The 21,485-nt window shown below is 67.3% G+C and carries 15 protein-coding genes, 1 tRNA gene and 1 pseudogene; 1 reads left to right on the top strand and 16 read right to left on the bottom strand.

Annotated elements, in window-relative coordinates; translation table 11 throughout:
• Positions 1-106: 106 nt before the first annotated feature.
• The 16 genes and pseudogenes from fusA to ELI80_RS12460 all read right to left on the bottom strand — a co-directional run bounded on the left by fusA (position 107) and on the right by ELI80_RS12460 (position 21,102).
• Positions 107-2,230: an elongation factor G gene (gene fusA, locus ELI80_RS12535; protein WP_136652267.1), complete on the bottom strand. Its 2,124-nt coding sequence runs from the start codon at positions 2,228-2,230 to the stop codon at positions 107-109.
• Positions 2,231-2,239: 9 nt separating this feature from the next.
• The gene (gene rpsG, locus ELI80_RS12530) at positions 2,240-2,710 is read right to left on the bottom strand and encodes a 30S ribosomal protein S7 (RefSeq protein WP_095641279.1); all 471 of its coding nucleotides are present in this window, start codon (positions 2,708-2,710) and stop codon (positions 2,240-2,242) included.
• 12 nt (positions 2,711-2,722) lie between these two features.
• Positions 2,723-3,094, bottom strand: coding sequence for a 30S ribosomal protein S12 (rpsL, locus tag ELI80_RS12525; protein ID WP_073068257.1), 372 nt, complete (start codon positions 3,092-3,094; stop codon positions 2,723-2,725).
• Between the two features lie 235 nt (positions 3,095-3,329).
• On the bottom strand, positions 3,330-4,160 hold the full coding sequence (locus tag ELI80_RS12520; RefSeq protein ID WP_136652266.1) for a putative rhamnosyl transferase: 831 nt from the start codon (positions 4,158-4,160) through the stop codon (positions 3,330-3,332).
• The gene (locus tag ELI80_RS12515; RefSeq protein WP_136652265.1) at positions 4,160-5,101 is read right to left on the bottom strand and encodes a DMT family transporter; all 942 of its coding nucleotides are present in this window, start codon (positions 5,099-5,101) and stop codon (positions 4,160-4,162) included. The genes ELI80_RS12520 and ELI80_RS12515 overlap by 1 nt, the downstream gene beginning before the upstream one ends.
• A gap of 805 nt (positions 5,102-5,906) precedes the next feature.
• A pseudogene (rpoC, locus tag ELI80_RS12510) lies at positions 5,907-10,079 on the bottom strand (DNA-directed RNA polymerase subunit beta'); the annotation flags it as partial.
• Between the two features lie 86 nt (positions 10,080-10,165).
• The gene (rpoB, locus tag ELI80_RS12505) at positions 10,166-14,320 is read right to left on the bottom strand and encodes a DNA-directed RNA polymerase subunit beta (protein ID WP_136652264.1); all 4,155 of its coding nucleotides are present in this window, start codon (positions 14,318-14,320) and stop codon (positions 10,166-10,168) included.
• Positions 14,321-14,581: 261 nt separating this feature from the next.
• Positions 14,582-14,959, bottom strand: coding sequence for a 50S ribosomal protein L7/L12 (gene rplL, locus ELI80_RS12500; RefSeq protein ID WP_136652263.1), 378 nt, complete (start codon positions 14,957-14,959; stop codon positions 14,582-14,584).
• A 66-nt stretch (positions 14,960-15,025) separates the two neighbouring features.
• Positions 15,026-15,541 carry a 50S ribosomal protein L10 gene (gene rplJ / locus ELI80_RS12495; RefSeq protein ID WP_136652262.1) on the bottom strand — a complete coding sequence of 172 codons (516 nt, stop codon included), beginning with the start codon at positions 15,539-15,541 and terminating at the stop codon, positions 15,026-15,028.
• A 286-nt stretch (positions 15,542-15,827) separates the two neighbouring features.
• A complete protein-coding gene (gene rplA, locus ELI80_RS12490) occupies positions 15,828-16,526 on the bottom strand; it encodes a 50S ribosomal protein L1 (protein ID WP_136652261.1) in 699 nt (232 codons plus the stop codon).
• Positions 16,527-16,529: 3 nt separating this feature from the next.
• A complete protein-coding gene (rplK, locus tag ELI80_RS12485; RefSeq protein WP_136652260.1) occupies positions 16,530-16,982 on the bottom strand; it encodes a 50S ribosomal protein L11 in 453 nt (150 codons plus the stop codon).
• Positions 16,983-17,072: 90 nt separating this feature from the next.
• Complete coding sequence (nusG, locus tag ELI80_RS12480; RefSeq protein WP_136652259.1) at positions 17,073-17,612, bottom strand: transcription termination/antitermination protein NusG; 540 nt, start codon at positions 17,610-17,612, stop codon at positions 17,073-17,075.
• Positions 17,613-17,808: 196 nt separating this feature from the next.
• Complete coding sequence (gene secE / locus ELI80_RS12475) at positions 17,809-18,003, bottom strand: preprotein translocase subunit SecE (RefSeq protein WP_136652258.1); 195 nt, start codon at positions 18,001-18,003, stop codon at positions 17,809-17,811.
• Positions 18,004-18,122: 119 nt separating this feature from the next.
• Positions 18,123-18,198, bottom strand: a tRNA-Trp gene (locus ELI80_RS12470).
• A gap of 74 nt (positions 18,199-18,272) precedes the next feature.
• Positions 18,273-20,885: a GAF domain-containing protein gene (locus tag ELI80_RS12465; protein WP_161596472.1), complete on the bottom strand. Its 2,613-nt coding sequence runs from the start codon at positions 20,883-20,885 to the stop codon at positions 18,273-18,275.
• Positions 20,878-21,102: a hypothetical protein gene (locus tag ELI80_RS12460; protein WP_161596471.1), complete on the bottom strand. Its 225-nt coding sequence runs from the start codon at positions 21,100-21,102 to the stop codon at positions 20,878-20,880. Before ELI80_RS12460 ends, ELI80_RS12465 begins: the two co-directional genes overlap by 8 nt.
• Here ELI80_RS12460 and ELI80_RS16075 point away from each other — a divergent pair.
• Positions 21,088-21,444 (top strand): hypothetical protein, encoded by a 357-nt coding sequence (locus ELI80_RS16075; RefSeq protein ID WP_161596470.1) that lies wholly within the window; start codon positions 21,088-21,090, stop codon positions 21,442-21,444. The two genes, ELI80_RS12460 and ELI80_RS16075, sit on opposite strands and share 15 nt — an antisense overlap.
• Positions 21,445-21,485: the final 41 nt, after the last annotated feature.

Raw genomic sequence — 21,485 nt, 5'->3', positions numbered from 1 at the left:
GATGTTGACGTGCGGTTTCGTCCGTTCGAATTTTGCCTTTGCCATCGCAAAGCTCCTTCAAATGTCTGGTGAAGGCCGGGCGGGGATCGCTCCCCGCCCTGGCGCATCAGGCGTATTTCTTCTGGATCTCGTCCGAGATGTTCTGCGGCACGGCGTCGTAATGGTCGAATTGCATCGTGAACACCGCGCGGCCCGAGGACATGGAGCGCAGGTTGTTGATGTAGCCGAACATGTTGGCCAGCGGCACCATCGCGTCGATGACGTTGGCGTTGCCGCGGCTGTCCTGGCCCCGGACCATGCCGCGGCGGCTGGTCAGGTCGCCGATGATCGAACCCGTGTACTCCTCGGGCGTGACCACCTCGACCTTCATGATCGGTTCCAGCAGCTTCGCGCCGGCCTTCTTCAGGCCCTCGCGCATCGCCGCGCGGGACGCGATCTCGAACGCCAGCACCGACGAGTCGACGTCGTGGAACGCGCCGTCGACCAGCGCGACCTTGAAGTCGATGACCGGGAAGCCTGCCAGCGGACCGGAGTCCATGACCGACTTGATCCCCTTCTCGACGCCCGGGATGTATTCCTTGGGCACCGCGCCGCCGACGATCTTCGACTCGAACGTGTAGCCTTCGCCCGGCTCGGTCGGGTTGATCTGCAGCTTGATGCGGGCGAACTGGCCCGTGCCGCCGGTCTGCTTCTTGTGGGTGTAGTCGATCTCGGCCGGCTGCGAGATGGTCTCGCGGTAGGCCACCTGCGGGGCGCCGATGTTCGCCTCGACCTTGAACTCGCGACGCATGCGGTCGACGAGGATGTCGAGGTGAAGTTCGCCCATGCCCTTCATGATGGTCTGGCCCGATTCCAGGTCGGTCTCGACGCGGAACGAGGGGTCTTCGGCGGCCAGGCGCTGAAGGGCGAGGCCCATCTTTTCCTGGTCGGCCTTCGACTTCGGTTCCACCGCGATCTCGATCACCGGCTCCGGGAAGGTCATCGTTTCAAGGACCACCGGCTTGTTGGGATCGCAGAGCGTGTCCCCGGTAGTGGTTTCCTTCAGGCCCGCCAGCGCGATGATGTCGCCCGCGAAGGCTTCTTCGATTTCCTCGCGGTTGATGGCGTGCATCATCATCATGCGGCCGACGCGCTCGCGCTTGCCCTTGGTCGCGTTCATCATCTGGTCGCCCTTCTTCAGCGCGCCCGAATAGATGCGCGTGAAGGTCAGCGAGCCGACGAAGGGGTCGTTCATGATCTTGAACGCCAGCGCCGAGAAGGGCTCCGTGTCCTCGGCCTTGCGGACGATGTTGCGGGTTTCCGACTCGTCGTCGGGCGCGAAGCCCATCAGGTCCGGCACGTCCGTCGGTGCCGGCAGGAAGTCGATCACCGAGTTCAGCAGCGGCTGCACGCCCTTGTTCTTGAAGGACGAACCGGCCGTCACCGGGAAGAACGACAGCGACAGCGTACCCTTGCGGATCAGCGCGCGGAGCGTGTCGATGTCGGGCTCGTTGCCTTCGAGATAGGCTTCCATCGCGGTGTCGTCCTGCTCGACCGCGAGCTCGATCATCTTGCCGCGCCATTCGTCGGCGAGGTCCTGCAGCTCTTCGCGGATCGGCTGGCGGGTCCAGGACGCGCCCAGGTCCTCGCCCTTCCAGACCCACTCTTCCATCTTCACCAGATCGACGATGCCTTCCAGCTTGTCCTCGGCACCGATCGGCAGCGCGATCGGGCACGGGGTGCCGCCGGTGCGGTCCTTGATCATCTCGACGCACTTGAAGAAGTCGGCGCCGATCTTGTCCATCTTGTTGACGAACACGATCCGCGGGACCTTGTAGCGGTCGGCCTGGCGCCACACCGTTTCGGTCTGCGGCTCGACGCCGGCGTTGGCGTCCAGAAGGCAGATCGCACCGTCAAGCACCGCCAGCGAGCGTTCCACCTCGATGGTGAAGTCCACGTGGCCGGGCGTGTCGATGATGTTGAAGCGGTACTTCGTGGCCGACGAGGCGTCGGACGACGGGTCTTCCTGACGCTGCCAGAAGGTGGTGGTGGCGGCGGAGGTGATGGTGATGCCCCGCTCCTGCTCCTGCTCCATCCAGTCCATCGTCGCGGCACCTTCGTGCACTTCGCCGATCTTGTGGGACTTGCCGGTGTAGTAGAGGATGCGCTCGGTCGTCGTGGTCTTGCCCGCGTCGATGTGGGCCATGATCCCGAAGTTGCGATAGCGCTGCAGCGGATATTCGCGTGCCATGAGCTTTCCTTACCAGCGATAGTGGCTGAACGCCTTGTTGGCGTCGGCCATCTTGTGGGTGTCTTCGCGCTTCTTCACCGCGGTGCCGCGGTTGTTGACCGCGTCGGCAAGCTCGCCGGCCAGGCGCTCTTCCATGGTGTTCTCGTTGCGCTTCTTGGCGGCGTCGATCAGCCAGCGGATGGCCAGCGCCTCGCGGCGGATCGGACGGACCTCGACCGGAACCTGGTAGGTGGCGCCGCCGACGCGGCGCGAGCGCACCTCGACCGAGGGCTTCACGTTGTCCATGGCTTCGTGGAAGACCTCGATCGGCTCGCGCTTGAGCCGGCCCTGAACGCGGTCGAGCGCGTTGTAGACGATCTTCTCGGCGACGGACTTCTTGCCGTCGACCATCAGGTTGTTCATGAATTTGGTCAGCACGCGATCGCCATACTTGGCGTCGGGCAGGACTTCGCGCTTCTCAGCGGCGTGACGACGGGACATCTGTCTAAACCCTCACTTCGGACGCTTGGCGCCGTATTTCGAACGACGCTGACGACGATCTTTGACGCCCTGCGTATCCAGGACACCGCGCAGGATGTGGTAGCGGACGCCGGGAAGGTCCTTCACCCGGCCGCCGCGGATCAGCACGACGCTGTGTTCCTGCAGGTTGTGCTTTTCACCGGGAATGTAGCTGATGACCTCGAACCCGTTGGTCAGGCGCACCTTGGCGACCTTCCGCATGGCCGAGTTCGGCTTTTTCGGCGTCGTGGTATAGACGCGCGTGCAGACGCCGCGCTTCTGAGGGTTTCCCTGAAGGTGCTGCGACTTGGATCGCTGCACTTTCGGCTGCCGCGGTTTGCGGATCAGCTGTTGGATCGTCGGCATTCGGTTCCCCGCCTTGCTTTGCGATACTCGCACCCGGGCCTTGGTGCGCCACTTCTCGACAGCATCCTGCGCCCATCGCAAAATGCCAAACCCATCCGACCCCGCGCGCGGGATGGACGGGCATAAATCCAGAGGATCGAGGCTGGTTCGGCCCGGATCGTGACCACGGAAGGTTCTGGGCACCCCGCGGTTTCCCGCCGGGTGCTGGCGCATATAGGGAGAATCGCGGGTCCTGTCAACGCGCGGGCGAGCCGTCCTGCCGGCGGACGGCGGCGTCGATCCCGGGCAGGTCGATCCGGAACGCGCGCGCCAGGAGGTCCGCGGCGCTTTCGTCCTTCAGCGTCCAGCCGTAGTTCGCCCCGACCGTCCCCGAGTCGTTGTCGCCGTGCATCACCCGCACGAACCCCGGCTGCGAGCCGATCACCAGCCCCGGCATGCTGAGCGCGAGCTTCCAGTGCGGATAGTGGACCGCCGTCCGCTGCTGGTCGGGCTTCAGGTAGACGGTCAGGCCGGCGCAGGCGTTGTGGACGATCCGCGGCTCGACCCGGACGCCATCCGCGTCCGCATGCAGGACCAGCCCGCGCGGATAGTCGATCGACACCCGCCGCGCCCGGGTGAACAACGGCCGCGCGAGCGCGAAGTCCGCCCGCGCCCGCGCGACATAGCCGATCGACACCGCGTCGTCGTCGTCATGCCGGAAATGCGCCACGACGTCGGCATCGCGCTCGACATGCGGCGCGACGGCGGACCAGCAGGCGTCGAGATGGGCCTCCATCGGCTCGACCAGCGCCAGCTTCAGCTGCGGCAGCACGTCCGCCAGATCGCGAAGGCGGCCGAGCCACGGCTCGGGCAGGTCCGGGCCGGTCATCACCACCAGCGTGAAGTCCGGGTCGGTCTGGGCGATGAACGCAGGCAGGGCCACGTTTTCGAACCAGAACCAGCGCCGGGCGAGGCGGTCGGGGTCGTAGAGAAAGGCGCGCCGCTCCTCCAGCGTCTCGTGGCCGATCTGGAAGCCCCTTTCCCCCAGGTACGAGAAGCGGCAGAGCCCGATCACCTGCACCCGCATCAGGCGGCCCCCCGGCGCAGCTTCGTCTCGCGCCAGATGGAATAAAGTCCGGCGGCCGCGATCAGGGCCGCGCCCAGCAGCGTCCACCCGTCGGGACGCTCGCCGAAGACGACGAAGCCCAGGATCCCGGCCCAGATCAGCGAGACATAGCGGAACGGCGAGACGAAGCTCACCTCTCCCACCCGCATCGTGGCCACGCCCGAGATGTAACCCACGGTCAGGAAGCAGGCGGCCACGACCAGCAGCCCCGCTTCGGACGGCACGGGGGTGCGCCACGGCTCCGTCGGCATCAGCAGCGACGCCAGCGTGACCGCAAGCGCGGCCTGGAACGCGATCGTGCTGGTCTGTATCTGTGGCCCCAGGGCGCGGGTCAGAAGGTCGCGCAGGACGATCAGCAGCACCGACGCCAGCGCCATCAGCGACCAGATGTCGAACGCGTCCGACCCGGGCCGCACGATCATCGCCACGCCCGCGACGCCGACCCCGACCGCCAGCAGGCGCCGCCAGCCGATCCGCTCGCGATAGACGATCGCCGCCGCCAGCATGATCAGCAGCGGCAGCGCCTGCATGATCGCGGAAAGGTTGCCCAGCGGCATGGATTGCAGCGCCTTGAGGTAGAGGACAGTCGAGCTCACCTCGCCAATGCTGCGCCCGGCGAGCACCCAGCGGTCGCGGGCCGCGTGCGGCCACCACAGGATGCCGCCGTCACGCCGGGCGACCAGCCACAGCAGGCACACGATCATCGCGCCCCGCATGAACATCGCCTCGGACAGGGGCAGCGTCTGGCTGACGAGCTTCATGATCGTGTCGTTCGACACGAAGGCCACGACCGAGATCACCATCAGCGCCGCGCCGTGCAGGTTGTCCCCCTCGCGCGTGCGCGCCCGAGGCTCGGACGCCGGTCGCACCCGGCGGTTCAGGGACAGGATCGGCGTGCGCATGGAATCGGACCGGACTGGGGCACCAATCCGATAAGGGTTGGCCGGGGTGAAAGGAAGAAGGACCGTTGCGCCGGACAAGGCCCGCGACCGATCTGCACCAGTGGGCGCCACACGCGCCCCGCGACCAGGGGCGGCGCGGCCCGGTCAGCCTTTCTGGCAGTCCACGGCAGCGGCGCGCGCCGTCGGCGAAACACGCCTGCGCGACCTCGCCCACGCAGCCGCGCGACGGGACCTGCGCCGCGGAACGGTGATCCCCTGCCCTGCGGACACGACCTCGCCCCCCCCCGGGCGGCATCGCCGCGTCCGGCTGCGATCCACCCCTCGCCCGCCTCGCCGTCCCGGAGGCTGGCGAGACAGGTACACGGACCGCCCGCCACCAGGGGACCCGGCGCCCTCGGCGCGCTCGGCGCGCTCGAACGACACGATTGTCACCGTACGGCCGTTAAGCGCGTCGATCGTCTCCACATCAGCGGCGGCGATGCCCATCGGTCCAAGATTCCGACCACGCTGAAGCCCATGTGCCCGAGATCCGCGACGAGTTCCGGTTGATCCGCGGCTGCTTGCGGGGGCGTGCAGCCAGTTGACGGACGGCTCGGCGGGGTGCCGGGTCTGCGGCCGTGCGGCGAGATCCTGCAGAAACGACAACTGCCCGGCGCTTTCACGCCGGGCAGCCAGTCAATTCATGCCCCGTCGCGGGCCGGATGGCTCCGGATCACTCCTCGGGCGAGGTGATCACCGTGTCCACGTCCACGTCCGCCGCGTTGTCCGAGGCGTTGCCCGGCTCGTCGCGGGCAGGAGTGGCGACCGGAGCGGCAAGCGCCGCCGCGGCCTCGGCTTCCGCCCGGCGCATCTCGATGACCTCCTTGTCGCGGTCCTCGGCGATGCGGTTGATCCGGTGCGTGGCGCCGCCCGTCCCGGCCGGGATCAGCCGGCCGACGATGACGTTTTCCTTCAGGCCGACCAGCTTGTCGCGCTTGCCCTGGACCGAGGCCTCGGTCAGGACCCGCGTGGTTTCCTGGAACGACGCCGCCGAGATGAAGCTGCGGGTCTGCAAGCTCGCCTTGGTGATGCCCAGGAGGACCGGCTCGCCCTGTGCGGGACGGCCGCCGCGCGCCTCGATCTTGGCGTTCTCTTCCTGGAACTCCTCGCGGTCGATGTGTTCCCCCTTGAGCAGCGTGGTGTCGCCGCTGTCCAGGATCTCGATCTTCTGCAGCATCTGGCGGACGATCACCTCGATGTGCTTGTCGTTGATCTTCACGCCCTGCAGTCGGTAGACGTCCTGCACCTCGTCGATCAGGTAGTCGGCCAGGGCCTCGATCCCCATGATCCGCAGGATGTCGTGCGGGGCGGGGTTGCCGTCCATGATGTACTCACCCTTCTGCACGAAGTCGCCTTCCTGCACCGGGATGTGCTTGCCTTTCGGCACCATGTACTCGACCGGCTCGAGGTTCTCGTCGGTGGGCTGGATCATGATCCGGCGCTTGTTCTTGTAGTCCTTGCCGAACTTCACCGTACCGTCGATTTCCGCGATGATCGCGTGGTCCTTGGGACGGCGCGCCTCGAACAGTTCCGCCACGCGGGGAAGACCCCCGGTGATGTCCTTGGTGCGGGCGCCCTCGCGCGGGATCCGCGCGATCACGTCGCCGGCGCGGATTTCCTGCCCGTCCTCGATCGACAGGACCGCGTCCACCGACATCGGGTAGCTGACCGGGTTGCCCTGCTCGTTGCGGACCGGCTCGCCGTTCTCGTCCATGACGATGATCTCGGGCTTGAGGTCGTTCCCTTTCGGCGCCGACCGCCAGTCCGTGACGATCTTCTGGGTCATGCCCGTGGCCTCGTCGGTCTCGTCGCGGACCGAAAGGCCCGACAGCAGGTCGACGAAGCGCGCGATCCCCGCCTTTTCGGCGATGATCGGCAGGGTGTAGGGGTCCCATTCGAACAGCTTGCCGCCCCGCGCGACCTTGTCGCCGTCGCGCACCAGCAGCTTCGAGCCGTAGAACAGCTTGTGCGTGGCCAGCGCCGTGCCCTGGTCGTTCAGGACGTGAAGCTGCATCGTCCGGCTGGTCACGATCAGCTCGCCCGACGCGTTCTCCAGTACGGCCGTGTTCTCGAACTTCACGGTGCCGTCCTGGTTCGCCGCGACGAACGACTGCTGGCCGCCCTGCGCGATGCCGCCGATGTGGAAGGTCCGCATCGTCAGCTGCGTGCCCGGCTCGCCGATCGACTGCGCGGCGATGATGCCCACCGCCTCGCCGATGTTGACCAGCGTCCCGCGCGCCAGATCGCGGCCGTAGCAGAGCGCGCAGATCCCGTCGTCGGATTCGCAGGTCAGCGCCGAGCGGATGCGGACGGTCGACACGCCCGCCGCCTCGATGGCGTCGGCCTTGCGCTCGTCGATCAGCTCGTTGTGGCTGACGATGACCTCGTCGGTGCCCGGCACCAGCACGTCCTCGGCCGCGACGCGGCCCAGGATGCGCTCGCTCAGGGGCGCGATGACCTCGCCGTCGTTGACGGCGGCGGACGCGGTGATCGCCCGATCGGTGCCGCAGTCATGGTCGCGGATGATGCAGTCCTGCGCCACGTCCACGAGACGGCGCGTCAGGTAGCCCGAGTTCGCGGTCTTCAGCGCGGTGTCCGACAGGCCCTTGCGGGCGCCGTGGGTCGAGTTGAAGTACTCGAGAACGGTCAGCCCTTCCTTGAAGTTCGAGATGATCGGCGTCTCGATGATCTCGCCCGACGGCTTGGCCATGAGGCCGCGCATCCCCCCCAGCTGCTTCATCTGGCTGACCGAGCCCCGGGCGCCCGAATGCGCCATCATGTAGACGCTGTTGGGTTCCGCCTCGGCGCCGTTCTCGTCGCGCTTGCTGGACGAGATCGTGGACATCATCGATTCCGTCACGCGGTCGTTGCACTTCGACCACGCGTCCACGACCTTGTTGTACTTCTCGCCCTGGGTGATGAGGCCGTCGAGGTACTGCTGCTCGAACTCCTTCACCTGTTCCTGCACCTCGCCCACGATGTCCCACTTGTTGTCGGGGACGACCATGTCGTTCTTGCCGAACGAGATGCCGGCGCGGAACGCCTCGCGGAAGCCCATGCCCATGATCTGGTCGCAGAAGATCACCGATTCCTTCTGGCCGCAGTAGCGGTAGACGGTGTCGATGACGTTCTGGACGTCCTTCTTGCGCAGCAGGCGGTTCACCAGGCTGAACGGCGCCTTGGCGTTCTTGGGCAGCAGCGCGCCAAGCCGGATCCGGCCCGGCGTGGTCTCGAAGCGCTCGATGACCTCGTTGCCGTCCTCGTCGATCTGGGGCAGGCGGCAGGTGATCCTGGCGTGCAGGTGCACGGCACCCGCGGCCAGCGCATGCTCGACCTCGTCCACGCTGCCGAAGGCCATCCCCTCGCCCGCCATGCCGTCGCGCTGCATGGTGGTGTAGTAGAGGCCAAGGACCATGTCCTGCGACGGCACGATGATCGGCGCGCCGTTGGCGGGCGACAGCACGTTGTTCGTGGACATCATCAGGACGCGCGCCTCAAGCTGGGCTTCCAGCGAGAGGGGGACGTGCACGGCCATCTGGTCGCCGTCGAAGTCGGCGTTGAAGGCGGAACAGACCAGCGGGTGCAGCTGGATCGCCTTGCCCTCGATCAGGATCGGCTCGAAGGCCTGGATGCCCAGGCGGTGCAGCGTGGGCGCGCGGTTCAGCAGCACCGGATGCTCGCGGATGACCTCGTCCAGGATGTCCCAGACCTCGGGGCGTTCCTTTTCGACCAGCTTCTTGGCCTGCTTGACGGTGGAGGAATAGCCCTTGGCTTCCAGCCGCGAATAGATGAACGGCTTGAACAGCTCCAAGGCCATCTTCTTCGGCAGGCCGCACTGGTGCAGCTTCAGTTCCGGCCCGGTCACGATGACCGAGCGACCCGAGAAGTCCACGCGCTTGCCCAGCAGGTTCTGGCGGAACCGGCCCTGCTTGCCCTTCAGCATGTCCGACAGCGATTTCAGCGGGCGCTTGTTGTTGCCCGTGATGACGCGGCCGCGGCGGCCGTTGTCGAACAGCGCGTCCACGGATTCCTGCAGCATCCGCTTTTCGTTGCGCACGATGATGTCGGGCGCGCGCAGTTCGATCAGCCGCTTGAGGCGGTTGTTGCGGTTGATGACGCGGCGATACAGGTCGTTGAGGTCCGAGGTCGCGAAGCGGCCGCCGTCCAGGGGGACCAGCGGGCGCAGTTCCGGCGGGATGACCGGGATCACGGTCATGACCATCCACTCGGGCCGGTTGCCCGACTCCAGGAACGACTCGACGATCTTCAGACGCTTGATGATCTTCTTGGGCTTCAGCTCGCCGGTCGCTTCCTTCAGCTCCTCGCGCAGCTGGTCGGCGGTCGCCTGCAGGTCGATGTTGGCCAGCATCTCGCGGATCGCCTCGGCGCCGATGTTGGCGGTGAAGGCGTCGGCGCCGAACTGGTCCTGCGCGTCGAGGAACTCTTCCTCGGACAGCAGCTGGCCGTAGCTGAGGTCGGTGAGGCCGGGTTCGATGACGACGTAGTTTTCGAAGTAGAGGATGCGTTCCAGGTCGCGCAGCGTCATGTCCAGCATCAGGCCGATGCGCGAGGGCAGCGACTTGAGGAACCAGATATGCGCGACGGGCGAGGCCAGCTCGATGTGGCCCATGCGCTCGCGCCGGACCTTCTGCAGCGTCACCTCGACGCCGCATTTCTCGCAGACGAGCCCGCGATACTTCATGCGCTTGTACTTGCCGCACAGGCACTCGTAGTCCTTGATCGGCCCGAAGATGCGCGCGCAGAACAGGCCGTCACGTTCCGGCTTGAACGTGCGGTAGTTGATCGTTTCGGGCTTCTTCACCTCGCCGAACGACCAGGCGAGGATTTCCTCGGGCGAGGCCAGCGAGATCTTGATCTCGTCGAACTGGCGCGGCGCCGCGACGGGATTGAACGGATTGGTAGAAAGTTCCTGGTTCATCTGAATACCTTATGAGGTGGCGCGGAGGGGATGGACGGAGCGTCGGGCCGCGCGCCCTGCGACGGGCGCGCGGCGGGAAGGCGCCGTCAGTTGTCCCCCTCCGCATCCAGGAGTTCCATGTTGAGGCCCAGACCCCGGACCTCCTTGACCAGCACGTTGAACGATTCCGGCACGCCGGCCTCGAAGTTGTCCTCGCCCTTGACGATCGACTCGTAGACCTTGGTCCGGCCCGCCACGTCGTCCGACTTCACCGTCAGCATTTCCTGCAGGGTGTAGGCGGCGCCGTAGGCTTCGAGTGCCCAGACCTCCATCTCGCCCAGGCGCTGGCCGCCGAACTGCGCCTTCCCGCCCAGCGGCTGCTGGGTGACGAGGCTGTAGGGGCCGGTCGACCGCGCGTGCATCTTGTCGTCGACGAGATGGTGCAGCTTGAGGAAGTACTTCACGCCGACCGTAACGGGGCGCGAGAACGCCTCGCCCGTGCGGCCGTCGAAGACCACCGACTGGCCCGACTGGTCGAACCCGGCGCGCTTGAGCGCGTCGTTGATGTCGGCCTCCTTGGCGCCGTCGAAGACCGGGGTCGCGATCGGAACGCCGTCCTTCACCGATTCCGCATGCTCGACCAGGTGGTCGTCATCCATCTCGGCGAATTCCGAGGCGTACATGTCGTCGCCGTAGCCGATCTTCATCGCGTCGCGCAGCGGGCTCATGTCGCCGTCGCGCCGGTAGTTCTCCAGCGCCTCGTTGATCTGAAGCCCGAGCCCGCGCGAAGCCCAACCCATGTGCACTTCCAGGATCTGGCCCACGTTCATGCGCGACGGCACGCCCAGCGGGTTCAGCACCAGGTCCACGGGGGTGCCGTCCGCGAGGAACGGCATGTCCTCCATCGGGACCACCTTGGACACGACGCCCTTGTTGCCGTGACGGCCGGCCATCTTGTCGCCGGCCTGAAGCTTGCGCTTCACGGCGACGAACACCTTGACCATCTTCATCACGCCGGGGGGCAGGTCGTCGCCCTGGCGGACCTTCTCGACCTTGTCCTCGAACCGGGCTTCCAGCGCCTTCTTCTGCGAGTCGTACTGCTGGTTCAGCGCCTCGACTTCCTTGGCGGTGTCTTCCTCGGCGACGGCAAGCTGCCACCACTGGCCACGGCTCAGCGTGCCCAGCAGCTCGTCGTCGATCTCGGACCCGGCGCGGATGCCGCGCGGACCCTTGACCGCCTTCTTGCCGGCGATCAGCGTCTTGAGACGGGCGTAGATGTTGCGGTCGAGGATCGCCATCTCGTCGTCGCGGTCGCGGGCGAGGCGTTCGACTTCCTCGCGCTCGATCTGCAGCGCGCGCTCGTCCTTCTCGACGCCGTGGCGGTTGAACACCCGCACCTCGACGACCGTGCCGTAGGCACCCGGCGGCAGGCGCAGCGAGGTGTCGCGCACGTCCGACGCCTTTTCGCCGAAGATCGCGCGAAGCAGCTTTTCTTCCGGCGTCATCGGGCTTTCGCCCTTGGGGGTGATCTTGCCCACCAGGATGTCGCCCGGCCCGACCTCGGCACCGATATAGACGATGCCGGCCTCGTCGAGGTTGCGCAGCGCCTCCTCGCCGACGTTCGGGATGTCGCGGGTGATCTCCTCCGGGCCCAGCTTGGTGTCGCGGGCCGCGACCTCGTACTCGTCGATGTGGATCGAGGTGTACACGTCGTCGCGGTGGATGCGCTCGCTCACGAGGATCGAGTCCTCGTAGTTGTAGCCGTTCCACGGCATGAACGCGACGACCACGTTCCGGCCGATCGCGAGCTCGCCCTGGTCGGTCGAGGGACCGTCCGCGATGACCTGGTTCGTCTGCACCCGCTCGCCCACCTTGACCAGCGGACGCTGGTTGATGGTCGAGGACTGGTTCGAGCGCTTGAACTTCCGCAGGCGGTAGATGTCCACGCCCGCGTCGCCCGCGCCGAGACCCTCGGTCGCCCGCACGACGATCCGGCTCGCGTCGACCTGGTCGATGATGCCGCCGCGGCGCGCCATGATGGCGGCGCCGGAATCGCGCGCGACGATCGCTTCCATGCCGGTGCCGACGAACGGCGCCTCGGCCCGCAGCAGCGGCACCGCCTGGCGCTGCATGTTCGCGCCCATCAGCGCGCGGTTGGCGTCGTCGTTTTCAAGGAACGGGATCAGCGCGGCGGCGACCGACACCAGCTGCTTGGGCGACACGTCGATGAGGTCCACGGCATCGACCGGGTTCATCATGAAGTCGCCCGCCTGGCGGGTGCTGACCAGCTCGTCCACGAAGCGGCCGTCCGCGTCCAGCGCGGCGTTCGCCTGGGCGACGGTGTGGCGCATTTCCTCGGTGGCCGAGATGTAGACCACGTCGTCCGTCACCTGCCCGCCCTCGACCTTGCGGTAGGGGGTTTCGATGAAGCCGTACTTGTTCACCCGCGCGTAGGTGGCGAGGCTGTTGATGAGGCCGATGTTCTGGCCTTCCGGCGTCTCGATCGGGCACATCCGGCCGTAGTGGGTCGGGTGGACGTCGCGCACCTCGAAGCCCGCGCGCTCGCGCGTCAGGCCGCCCGGCCCGAGCGCCGACAGGCGGCGCTTGTGCGTCACCTCGGACAACGGGTTGGTCTGGTCCATGAACTGCGACAGCTGCGACGACCCGAAGAACTCGCGCACCGCGGCCGCGGCGGGCTTGGCGTTGATCAGGTCCTGCGGCATCACGTTGTCGATCTCGACGCCCGACATCCGCTCGCGGATCGCGCGCTCCATCCGCAGCAGGCCGATGCGGTACTGGTTCTCCATCAGCTCGCCGACCGAACGCACCCGGCGGTTGCCGAGGTGGTCGATGTCGTCGATCTCGCCCTTGCCGTCGCGCAGTTCCACCAGCCCGCGGATGCACGAGATGATGTCCTCGGGCCGCAGCGTGCGCTGGGTGTCGGGCGCGTCGAGGTTCAGGCGCATGTTCATCTTGACCCGGCCCACGGCGGACAGGTCATAGCGTTCGCTGTCGAAGAACAGCGACTGGAACAGCGACGACGCGGCCTCGACCGTCGGCGGCTCGCCCGGGCGCATGACCCGGTAGATGTCCATCAGGGCACCTTCGCGGTTCATGTTCTTGTCGGCGGCCATCGTGTTGCGGATGTAGGGGCCGACGTTGACGTGGTCGATGTCGAGCACCGGAATCGTGGTAATGTCGTTGTCCAGCAGCACCTTCAGCAGGCCACCCACCATCTCGGTGCCGTCCTTGCTGTATTCCGCGGTGATCTCGTCGCCGGCCTCGGCGTAGATCAGGCCGGTTTCCTCGTTGATGATGTCGCGCGCGACGAAGCGGCCCACGATCCGCTCGAACGGGATCAGCAGGTTCGAAACTTCGCCGGAATCGACCAGCTTCTTGACGAGGCGGGGGGTGACCTTCTCGCCGGCCTTGGTGATGACCTCGCCGGTGTCGGCGTTGATGAGGTCGAAGGCCGGACGGGTGCCGCGCATCCGGTCGGGGAAGAACCGGGTGACCCAGCCTTCCTGCGCGCCCTTGCGGCCGGTCTGCAGCGTATAGTCCACGGTGTCGTAGAAGGCATCCATGATGCCTTCCTGGTCCATCCCCAGCGCATACAGGAGCGTCGTCACCGGCAGCTTCCGGCGGCGGTCGATGCGCGCGAAGACGAGGTCCTTGGCGTCGAACTCGAAGTCGAGCCAGGACCCGCGATAGGGGATGATCCGGCAGGCGAACAGCAGCTTGCCCGAGGAATGGGTCTTGCCGCGGTCATGGTCGAAGAACACGCCCGGGCTGCGGTGCATCTGGGACACGACCACCCGCTCGGTCCCGTTCACGATGAACGTGCCGTTCTGCGTCATCAGGGGCATGTCGCCCATGTAGACGTCCTGTTCCTTGATGTCCTTGACGGACTTCGCGCCGGTGTTCTCGTCGGCATCGAACACGATCAGGCGCAGCGTCACGCGCAGCGGCGCGGCATAGGTCATGTCGCGCTGCTGGCATTCCTCGACGTCGTATTTCGGGCGCTCGAGTTCGTATTTCACGAACTCGAGGGTCGCCGTCTCGTTGAAGTCCTTGACCGGGAAGACCGACTGGAAGACCCCCTGGATGCCCTCGCCGTCGTTGTGGCCCTCGCCCTCGCCGGATGCGAGGAACAGATCGTAGGAGCTTTTCTGCACCTCGATCAGGTTCGGCATCTCCAGCACTTCGTGGATGTTGCCGTAATAGCGCCGGATGCGCTTCTGGCCGACATAAGCTTGCGCCATGGGGTCTTTCGCCTTTCGTCAACGCGCGCGGCGGATCGTCGGGGCACGATCGGCGGCACGCATACGAATGTCAGGGGTGCGGTCCCATTCGTGCCACGCGTCCCACCGCGCCGCTCCCGAACCGCGAACACGCCCTGAGGGACGCTCGAGCCGCCCTATGTAGGGATCGGTCAAGCGTCCTTCAAGACGGGCTCGGCAGGGACCGGCGAACTACCGGACCCTGCCCTGTCTCGCGCGGATCCCGTGCGGGACCGCCGTCGATTACTTCAGCTCGACCTTGGCGCCAGCCGCTTCGAGCTTCTTCTTCATTTCCTCGGCGTCGGCCTTGGCCGCGCCTTCCTTGACCTTGCCGCCGGCTTCGACCAGGTCCTTGGCTTCCTTCAGGCCCAGGCCGGTGATCGCGCGCACTTCCTTGATCACGTTGATCTTGTTGGCGCCCGCGTCGGTCAGCACGACGTCGAACTCGGTCTTTTCCTCTTCGGCGGCGGCAGCGCCACCGGCAGCCGGGCCGGCCATCATGACGGCGCCACCGGCGGCCGGCTCGATGCCGTATTCGTCTTTCAGGATCGTCTTCAGCTCCTGCGCTTCCAGCAGGGTCAGACCGACGATTTGTTCGGCGAGTTGTTTCAGATCAGCCATTTTTCCGTTCTCTCAGTAAGATTGTTCCAACGCCGGGGCATCTGCCCCACGACGGACGGGATTGCCTCAGGCAGCCTCGCGCTCTTCCAGAGTCGTGAGGATGCTCGCGATGTTCGAAGCAGGTGCGCCGATCGCGCCCGCGATGTTCGACGCCGGGGCACCGATGCTGGCCACGATCGAAGCGATGAGCTCCTCACGCGACGGCAGCTGGGCCACGGCCTTCACACCGGCCGGGTCAAGGGCCGAACCGCCCATCGCGCCGCCCAGGATGACGAACTTGTCGTTCGACTTGGCGTACGCGTCCGAGACCTTGGCCGCAGCCACGGGGTCGTCGGAGAAGGCGAGCACGGTCATGCCCGTCAGGTAGCTGGCGATCGAAGCCGCCGGGCTGCCTTCAAGGGCGATCTTGGCGAGCCTGTTCTTGGCAACGCGAACGGACCCGCCAGCTTCGCGCATCTGCGCGCGCAGGTCCTGCATTTCGGCAACCGTCATCCCTTCGTAGTGGGCAACCACCACGACGCCAGAGCTTGCAAAGATCTGGCCGAGTTCCTCGACCACCTGTTCTTTCTGGGCTCTATCCACGGTTCACTCCAAATATGGGGGTTTCCCCCCGGCTCTCATGTCCGGCAGCCGGGTGGCAGCCGGGCGGGTCCGCAATGATGGACCCGAGATCGCCCAAAGGTGGAACCTTCGGAAAAATGCTCGACTTCCATCTCGGGAAGGACTTAGCGGTGTTCACGCACCGGCCCTCCGTCTCGGACAGGCATCCCGAATCGAAGCGATCCGGGATGGAACCGGCCTCATACGTCCGCATGGGCCGGATGGCAAGCGGCAGGCCGCGGGCGCGAACGCCGGGCCTGCCGGACGATCAGGCCTGCGTGGCCGAGGTCAGGTCCAGCGACACGCCCGGACCCATGGTCGAGCTGATCGAGACTTTCTTGACGTAGGTGCCCTTGGCTCCCGACGGCTTGGCGCGGTTCACGGCCTCGACGAAGGCGCGGATGTTCTGCGCCAGCTTCTCGCCGTCGAACGACGCCTTGCCGACGCCGGCGTGGACGACGCCCGCCTTCTCGGCCTTGAACTGGACCTCGCCGCCCTTCGCCGCCTCGACGGCCGTCTTGACGTCCATCGTCACGGTGCCGACCTTGGGGTTCGGCATCAGGTTGCGCGGGCCCAGGATCTTGCCCAGGCGGCCGACCAGCGGCATCATGTCCGGCGTCGCGATGACGCGGTCGAAGTCGATGTTGCCGCCCTGGATGCTTTCGACCAGGTCCTCGGCGCCCACGACCTCGGCGCCCGCCGCCTTCGCTTCATCGGCCTTGGGGCCGCGCGCGAACACGGCGACGCGGACGTCCTTGCCGGTGCCGTTGGGCAGCTGGACCACGCCGCGGACCATCTGGTCGGCGTGGCGCGGGTCGACGCCCAGGTTCATGGCGATCTCGACGGTCTCGTCGAACCTGGCGGTGGCGTTGGCCTTGACCAGCGCGACGGCGTCCTCGACGGCGAGGTTCGACTTGCCTTCGAAGGCGGCGCGGGCCGCGGCTTTCTTCTTTGCGATCTTTGCCATGGCTTAGCCCTTCACCTCGATGCCGATCGAACGGGCCGAGCCGAGGATGATCTGCATCGCGGCTTCGACGTCGTTGGCCGACAGGTCCTTCATCTTCGCTTCGGCGATCTGGCGAACCTGCGCGGCGGTCACGGTGCCCGCCTGCGCGCGGCCCGGCTTTTCCGAACCCTTGGCGCGGTTGCGCTTGCCGACCGGCTTCAGGCCCGCGGCCTTCTTCAGCAGGAACGACGCGGGCGGGGTCTTCGTTTCGAAGGTGAACGACTTGTCCGCGTAGTAGGTGATGACGACCGGCGTGGGCGAGCCCGGTTCCATTTCCTGCGTGCGCGCGTTGAACGCCTTGCAGAATTCCATGATGTTGATGCCGCGCTGGCCCAGTGCGGGGCCGACGGGCGGGGACGGGTTCGCCTGACCCGCCTTGATCTGCAGCTTCAGGCTGCCGACGACTTTCTTGGCCATCTGGCCTTCTCCTTCTTCATCACGCCCGCACCATGCGGGCCGACATAGCGGTGCGGCTCAGCCCGTGGGCCGACGCCTCCCGCGCGACACTCACGAGGCCTTGCTGACCTGCGTGAATTCCAGTTCGACCGGCGTCGGCCGGCCGAAGATCGACACCGTGACCTTCACGCGGCCGGCGGCGTCGTCCACTTCCTCGACCATGCCCGAGAAGCCCTCGAACGGGCCGTCGGTCACGTTCACGTTCTCGCCCACCTCGAACCGGATCAGGTTGCGCGGCTCGGCCTTGGTCTCGCCGTCGCCCGAGCGGTTGAGCATCAGGTTCACCTCGTCGTCGCGCATGGGCATGGGCTTGCCCTGCGCTCCGAGGAACCCGGTGACCCGGTTGATCGAGTTCACCAGGTGGTAGGTCCGGTCCGACAGGTCCATGTGCACCAGCACGTAGCCCGGCATGAAGCGGCGCTCCGACGTGACCTTCTTGCCGCGCCGCACCTCGATCACTTCCTCGGTGGGGACGAGGACCTCGTCGATCTCGTCCTCAAGCCCCTTCTCGGCCACCGCCTGGCGGATCGCCTCGGCGACCTTCTTCTCGAAGTTGGACAGGACGCTGACCGAATACCACCGTTTTGCCATAGCCAGACCGTTCCTCGTTCGTCGGTGCACGCGGGCCGTGCGCCCGCCGAAAATCGTTCCGCCGCGTCCTGAAAACGCAAAGGCGCGCATGCCGATTCGCTGCACGCCTTTCAGGGCCGGCCGGGTCGCCGGGACATATCCGCACGTGAAGGGCTTTGCAAGCCTTGCGGCCCCGCAGGGCGCCGGCGGGGCCGGATCAGCCCGACACGACCCGCAGCACGCCGCTGACGCCCGTGCGGATCACGAGGTCGACGAGCGAGAAGAACACGCTGAACAGCGCGGCCATGACAAAGACCATGATGGTGGTCGTGACGACCTCGCGCCGGCCCGGCCACACGATCTTGGCGGCTTCGGCGCGCACCTGGCTGATGAACTGGGCGGGGTTGGTCATGGCGGTCCCTTGCGTGTGCAGCGGTGCAGATAAAGACCCCCGGCCGCGGATGCAAGCGCATCGGCCCCCCCGCCTGTGCCGGGGACCGGGGGAATGCGGGCGGCGATGCGCGGAATGGCTGGCAGGGGCAGGGGGACTCGAACCCACGACCCTCGGTTTTGGAGACCGATGCTCTACCAACTGAGCTATACCCCTAGGCCGAGGCCCGCATTAAGCCAGCCCGCCCGGCGGTTCAAGCGGTTTCGCGCGGACGCCGGGCCGATCCGCGATCAGGACGGCCGCGGCGGGAAGCGGTCGGCGAAGTGGTCGCGCAGGGACTGCGCGATCGCCTCGCTGTTGTAGGGCTTCTCGATCCAGACCGCGCGGCCGAGAACGCCGGTCCTGTCGGGACCGTCCGGCACCAGCCCGCTGGCCATCACGAAGGGGATCCCGGCCGCCTCGAGCCGCTCGGCCACCGGTTCGGAGCTGACGCCGCCGAGGTCCTGGTCCAGCACCGCGAAGGTGACCCCCGGCCCTGCGTCCAGCGCCGCCAGCGCCGCGTCCGGGCCGGGCGCGATCACGATGTCCTCGGCACCCAGCCGGCGCAGGGTCTGCGCGGCGTTCATGGCGATGATGGTGTTGTCCTCGGCCACCAGCACCCGCCCCGACAGGCGCACCTCGGGCGGCGCGTCGCCGCCCTGCGGCTGCACGACATGCGGACGCGCGCGCGCGGCCCTGCCGGCCGGCTGGATCGCCAGGCCGGGGATCCGCATCTCGATCTCGAAGCCCGCGGGATCGTAGCTGGCCGTGACGGTCCCGCCGAGCTCGTGCGGGATCGTCTGCTCGATCAGGGCGCTGCCGAAGCCCACCCGGCGCGGCGGCGCCACGTTCGGGCCGCCGCGTTCGCGCCACCCGATCACGATGCCATCGGCCATGCCCGAGACCGTCACCTCGACCCGGCCCGCGGCAGCCTTGAAGGCGCCGTATTTCACGGCGTTCGTCGTCAGCTCGTGGATCACCAGCGTCATGGCCGACCGCTGCCCGGGCGACAGCATCACGTCGGAGCCCCGGTAGTCCAGCCGCCCGCCCGCCCCGCCGAAGGCGCGCACCTCGTCGAGGACCAGCTGCCGAAGCGAGCTTGTCCGCCCGTCGCGGCTCGTCAGCACGTCGCCGGCCCGCTTCATCGCCGCCAGACGGTCCTGCATCTCGGCGGCATAGGCGCGCACGGCGTCGCCCTGGTCCTGCGCGCCCGCCTCCATCACCGCCGCGATCATAGTGTAGACATTGCGCAGCCGGTGCGTGAGTTCGGCGATGACGACCTCCTGCCGCTCGTTGCGGTGGGTGCTGAGCCGGTCGCGGTCGCTGCTGAGCCGCAGCGTGATCTCCAGCAGGCTGACGCGCATCACCTCGGCCGCGCTCAGGTCGGCGCGGCTCCAGCTCTGGCAGAAGCCCCGGCGTTCCTCGCGCCAGGTGGAAAAGCTCGTCCGAGGCGACAGGCGGCCATCGGCGAGGCGTTCCTTTTCGGGCCGCCCGGCCCAGATGAGGTCGCGCGTCATCTCGCGCCGGAACAGGATCACGCCGTCGCCGCGGCGGCTGTGGATCGGGATCGCCAGGATCCCGCCGATGCCGCGTTCGGGCGCCACGACGCCGGGGCTGGACAGGCCGAGGTTGTCGCTGGTGAACACGCGGCTCAGGCCGTCGCGGGCAAGGTCGGTCATCAGCGCGTCGAATTCGTCGCGCGACGGCACCAGGCCCGCGGCGTGATAGTGCCCGCCGATCAGCATGGCCACGCCGTCGGTCGCGAACACCCCGTCCATCTCGCGCGCGATCGCGGGCAGGTCCGGGATCCCGGTGGTCGAGCTTTCGATCGTCAGCGCGATCCGCTCGTGCGCCTCCAGCGCGGCCTCGCTCTGCCGGCGTCCCTCGCGGTCGGCGCGCAGCCCGATCTCGTACGAGAGAAGCTGGGTGAACAGCTCGATCGCGGAACGTGTCTCGTAGTCGACGTAGTGCCCGCGGCCGTGGTGGCAGGCGATCATGCCCCACAACTCGCCGTCCTGCAGGATCGACACCGACATGGACGCGGCGACGCCCATGTTGCGCAGGTATTGCAGGTGGATGGGCGACACCGCGCGTGTGACGCTGAGCGACAGGTCGGTGGGCGCGCCGCTGGGCGTCTGCGCGGGCACGATGGGGTGGGTGGGGGCGTCCACGTCGGCGATGATGCGGATCAGGTTGCGGCGATAGAGCGCGCGCGCCTGCGGCGGGATGTCGGAAGCGGGGAAGCGATGGCCCATGTAGCTCGTCGTGGCGCCGCTCAGCGTCTCGGCGACGACGACGCCGCTGAAGTCGGGTTCGAAGCGGTAGACCATCACGCGGTCGAACCCGGTCAGCGCCCAGACCGCGTCGGCGGCGATGGCGCACAGGTCGTCGGTCGTGTCCGCCGCGACCATCCGCGGCAGCAGCGACTGCGCGACGGCGGAAGGGTCGCGCACGCGGTCGGACCGCTTCGGCTCGAACTCCATCAGGAAGGTCGGGCCGTCGCGGTGGATGGCGATGTCGAAGGCACGCCCGTCCTCGAACACATCGACGCCGAACAGGCGGATCCCTTCGTCCCCGCGGCCCATCACCTGCACCTTGCCGCGCAGCGAGTGCATGGTCGAGGCAGGCAGGAGGTCGGTCAGGCGCTGCGCGATCAGCACGTCGGGCGCGAGGCCCAGCACCGCCTCGGTATTGACCGAGGCGTTGCGGACCACCCACTGCGTCGTGATGACCAGAAGGCAGCCGAAATCCTGTACGTGGCCCAGGAACTGGATCTGTTCCTGCGCGCAGGCGTCGATCATCTCGCGCGATATGGCCGATTGCGGCGGCTCGGCCCTGATCTGTGGCGTGCTGCTGTCAGGCATGGCGTTTTTCCGGAAGGTCCGCGGCATGCGGGTCGAACAGGTCGAAGATCGCAACGGTGTCGGCCACCACCCGGTCGGCATGCGGCCCGTCGGGAGGGCGCGCGGCAAGATCCGCGCAGAACCGCCGCCATTCCTCGTTGCGGGGGTCGAGCGACAGGAACGCGCCCGCGTCCCGCGCCGCCCCCTTCGCGGCCGCGGCCCAGTGCCGGCGCATCATCTGCGCACCCCGCCGCGATCCCAGAAAGATGTACATCGCCGCATCGGGCGCGACCTTCAGGGCCGGCGCCGAGCGTGCGGGCGCCGCCACGTCCAGCGCGGTCAGGTCGGCTTCCAGCGCGGCGCAGTATTCGTCGCGAAGGTCGCGCGCCGGCCCGTCCGCAAGGTCGAGCGCGCCGAACGCGCGCAGGTGGTCCGCCAGGAACAGGGCAAGATCTTCTGGCAGGGTGAGGTCGCAAGCCCTGTAAGCTGCATCGACCCGGTCATGCGCGGCGCGGGTATCGGCCCGCAGCCGGTCACGAAGATTACTGAAATGGTTCAGTTTTCAACCCCTGGGCCCTGATGCACGTACCCTAATGCAGCTATGCACGGCAAGGTCAAGCG

The organism is Paracoccus aeridis (assembly GCF_004923205.2).
Lineage (GTDB): Bacteria > Pseudomonadota > Alphaproteobacteria > Rhodobacterales > Rhodobacteraceae > Paracoccus > Paracoccus aeridis.
The sequence above is the reverse complement of the archived record's forward strand: the minus strand, read 5'-3'. Positions and strand labels throughout refer to the sequence as shown.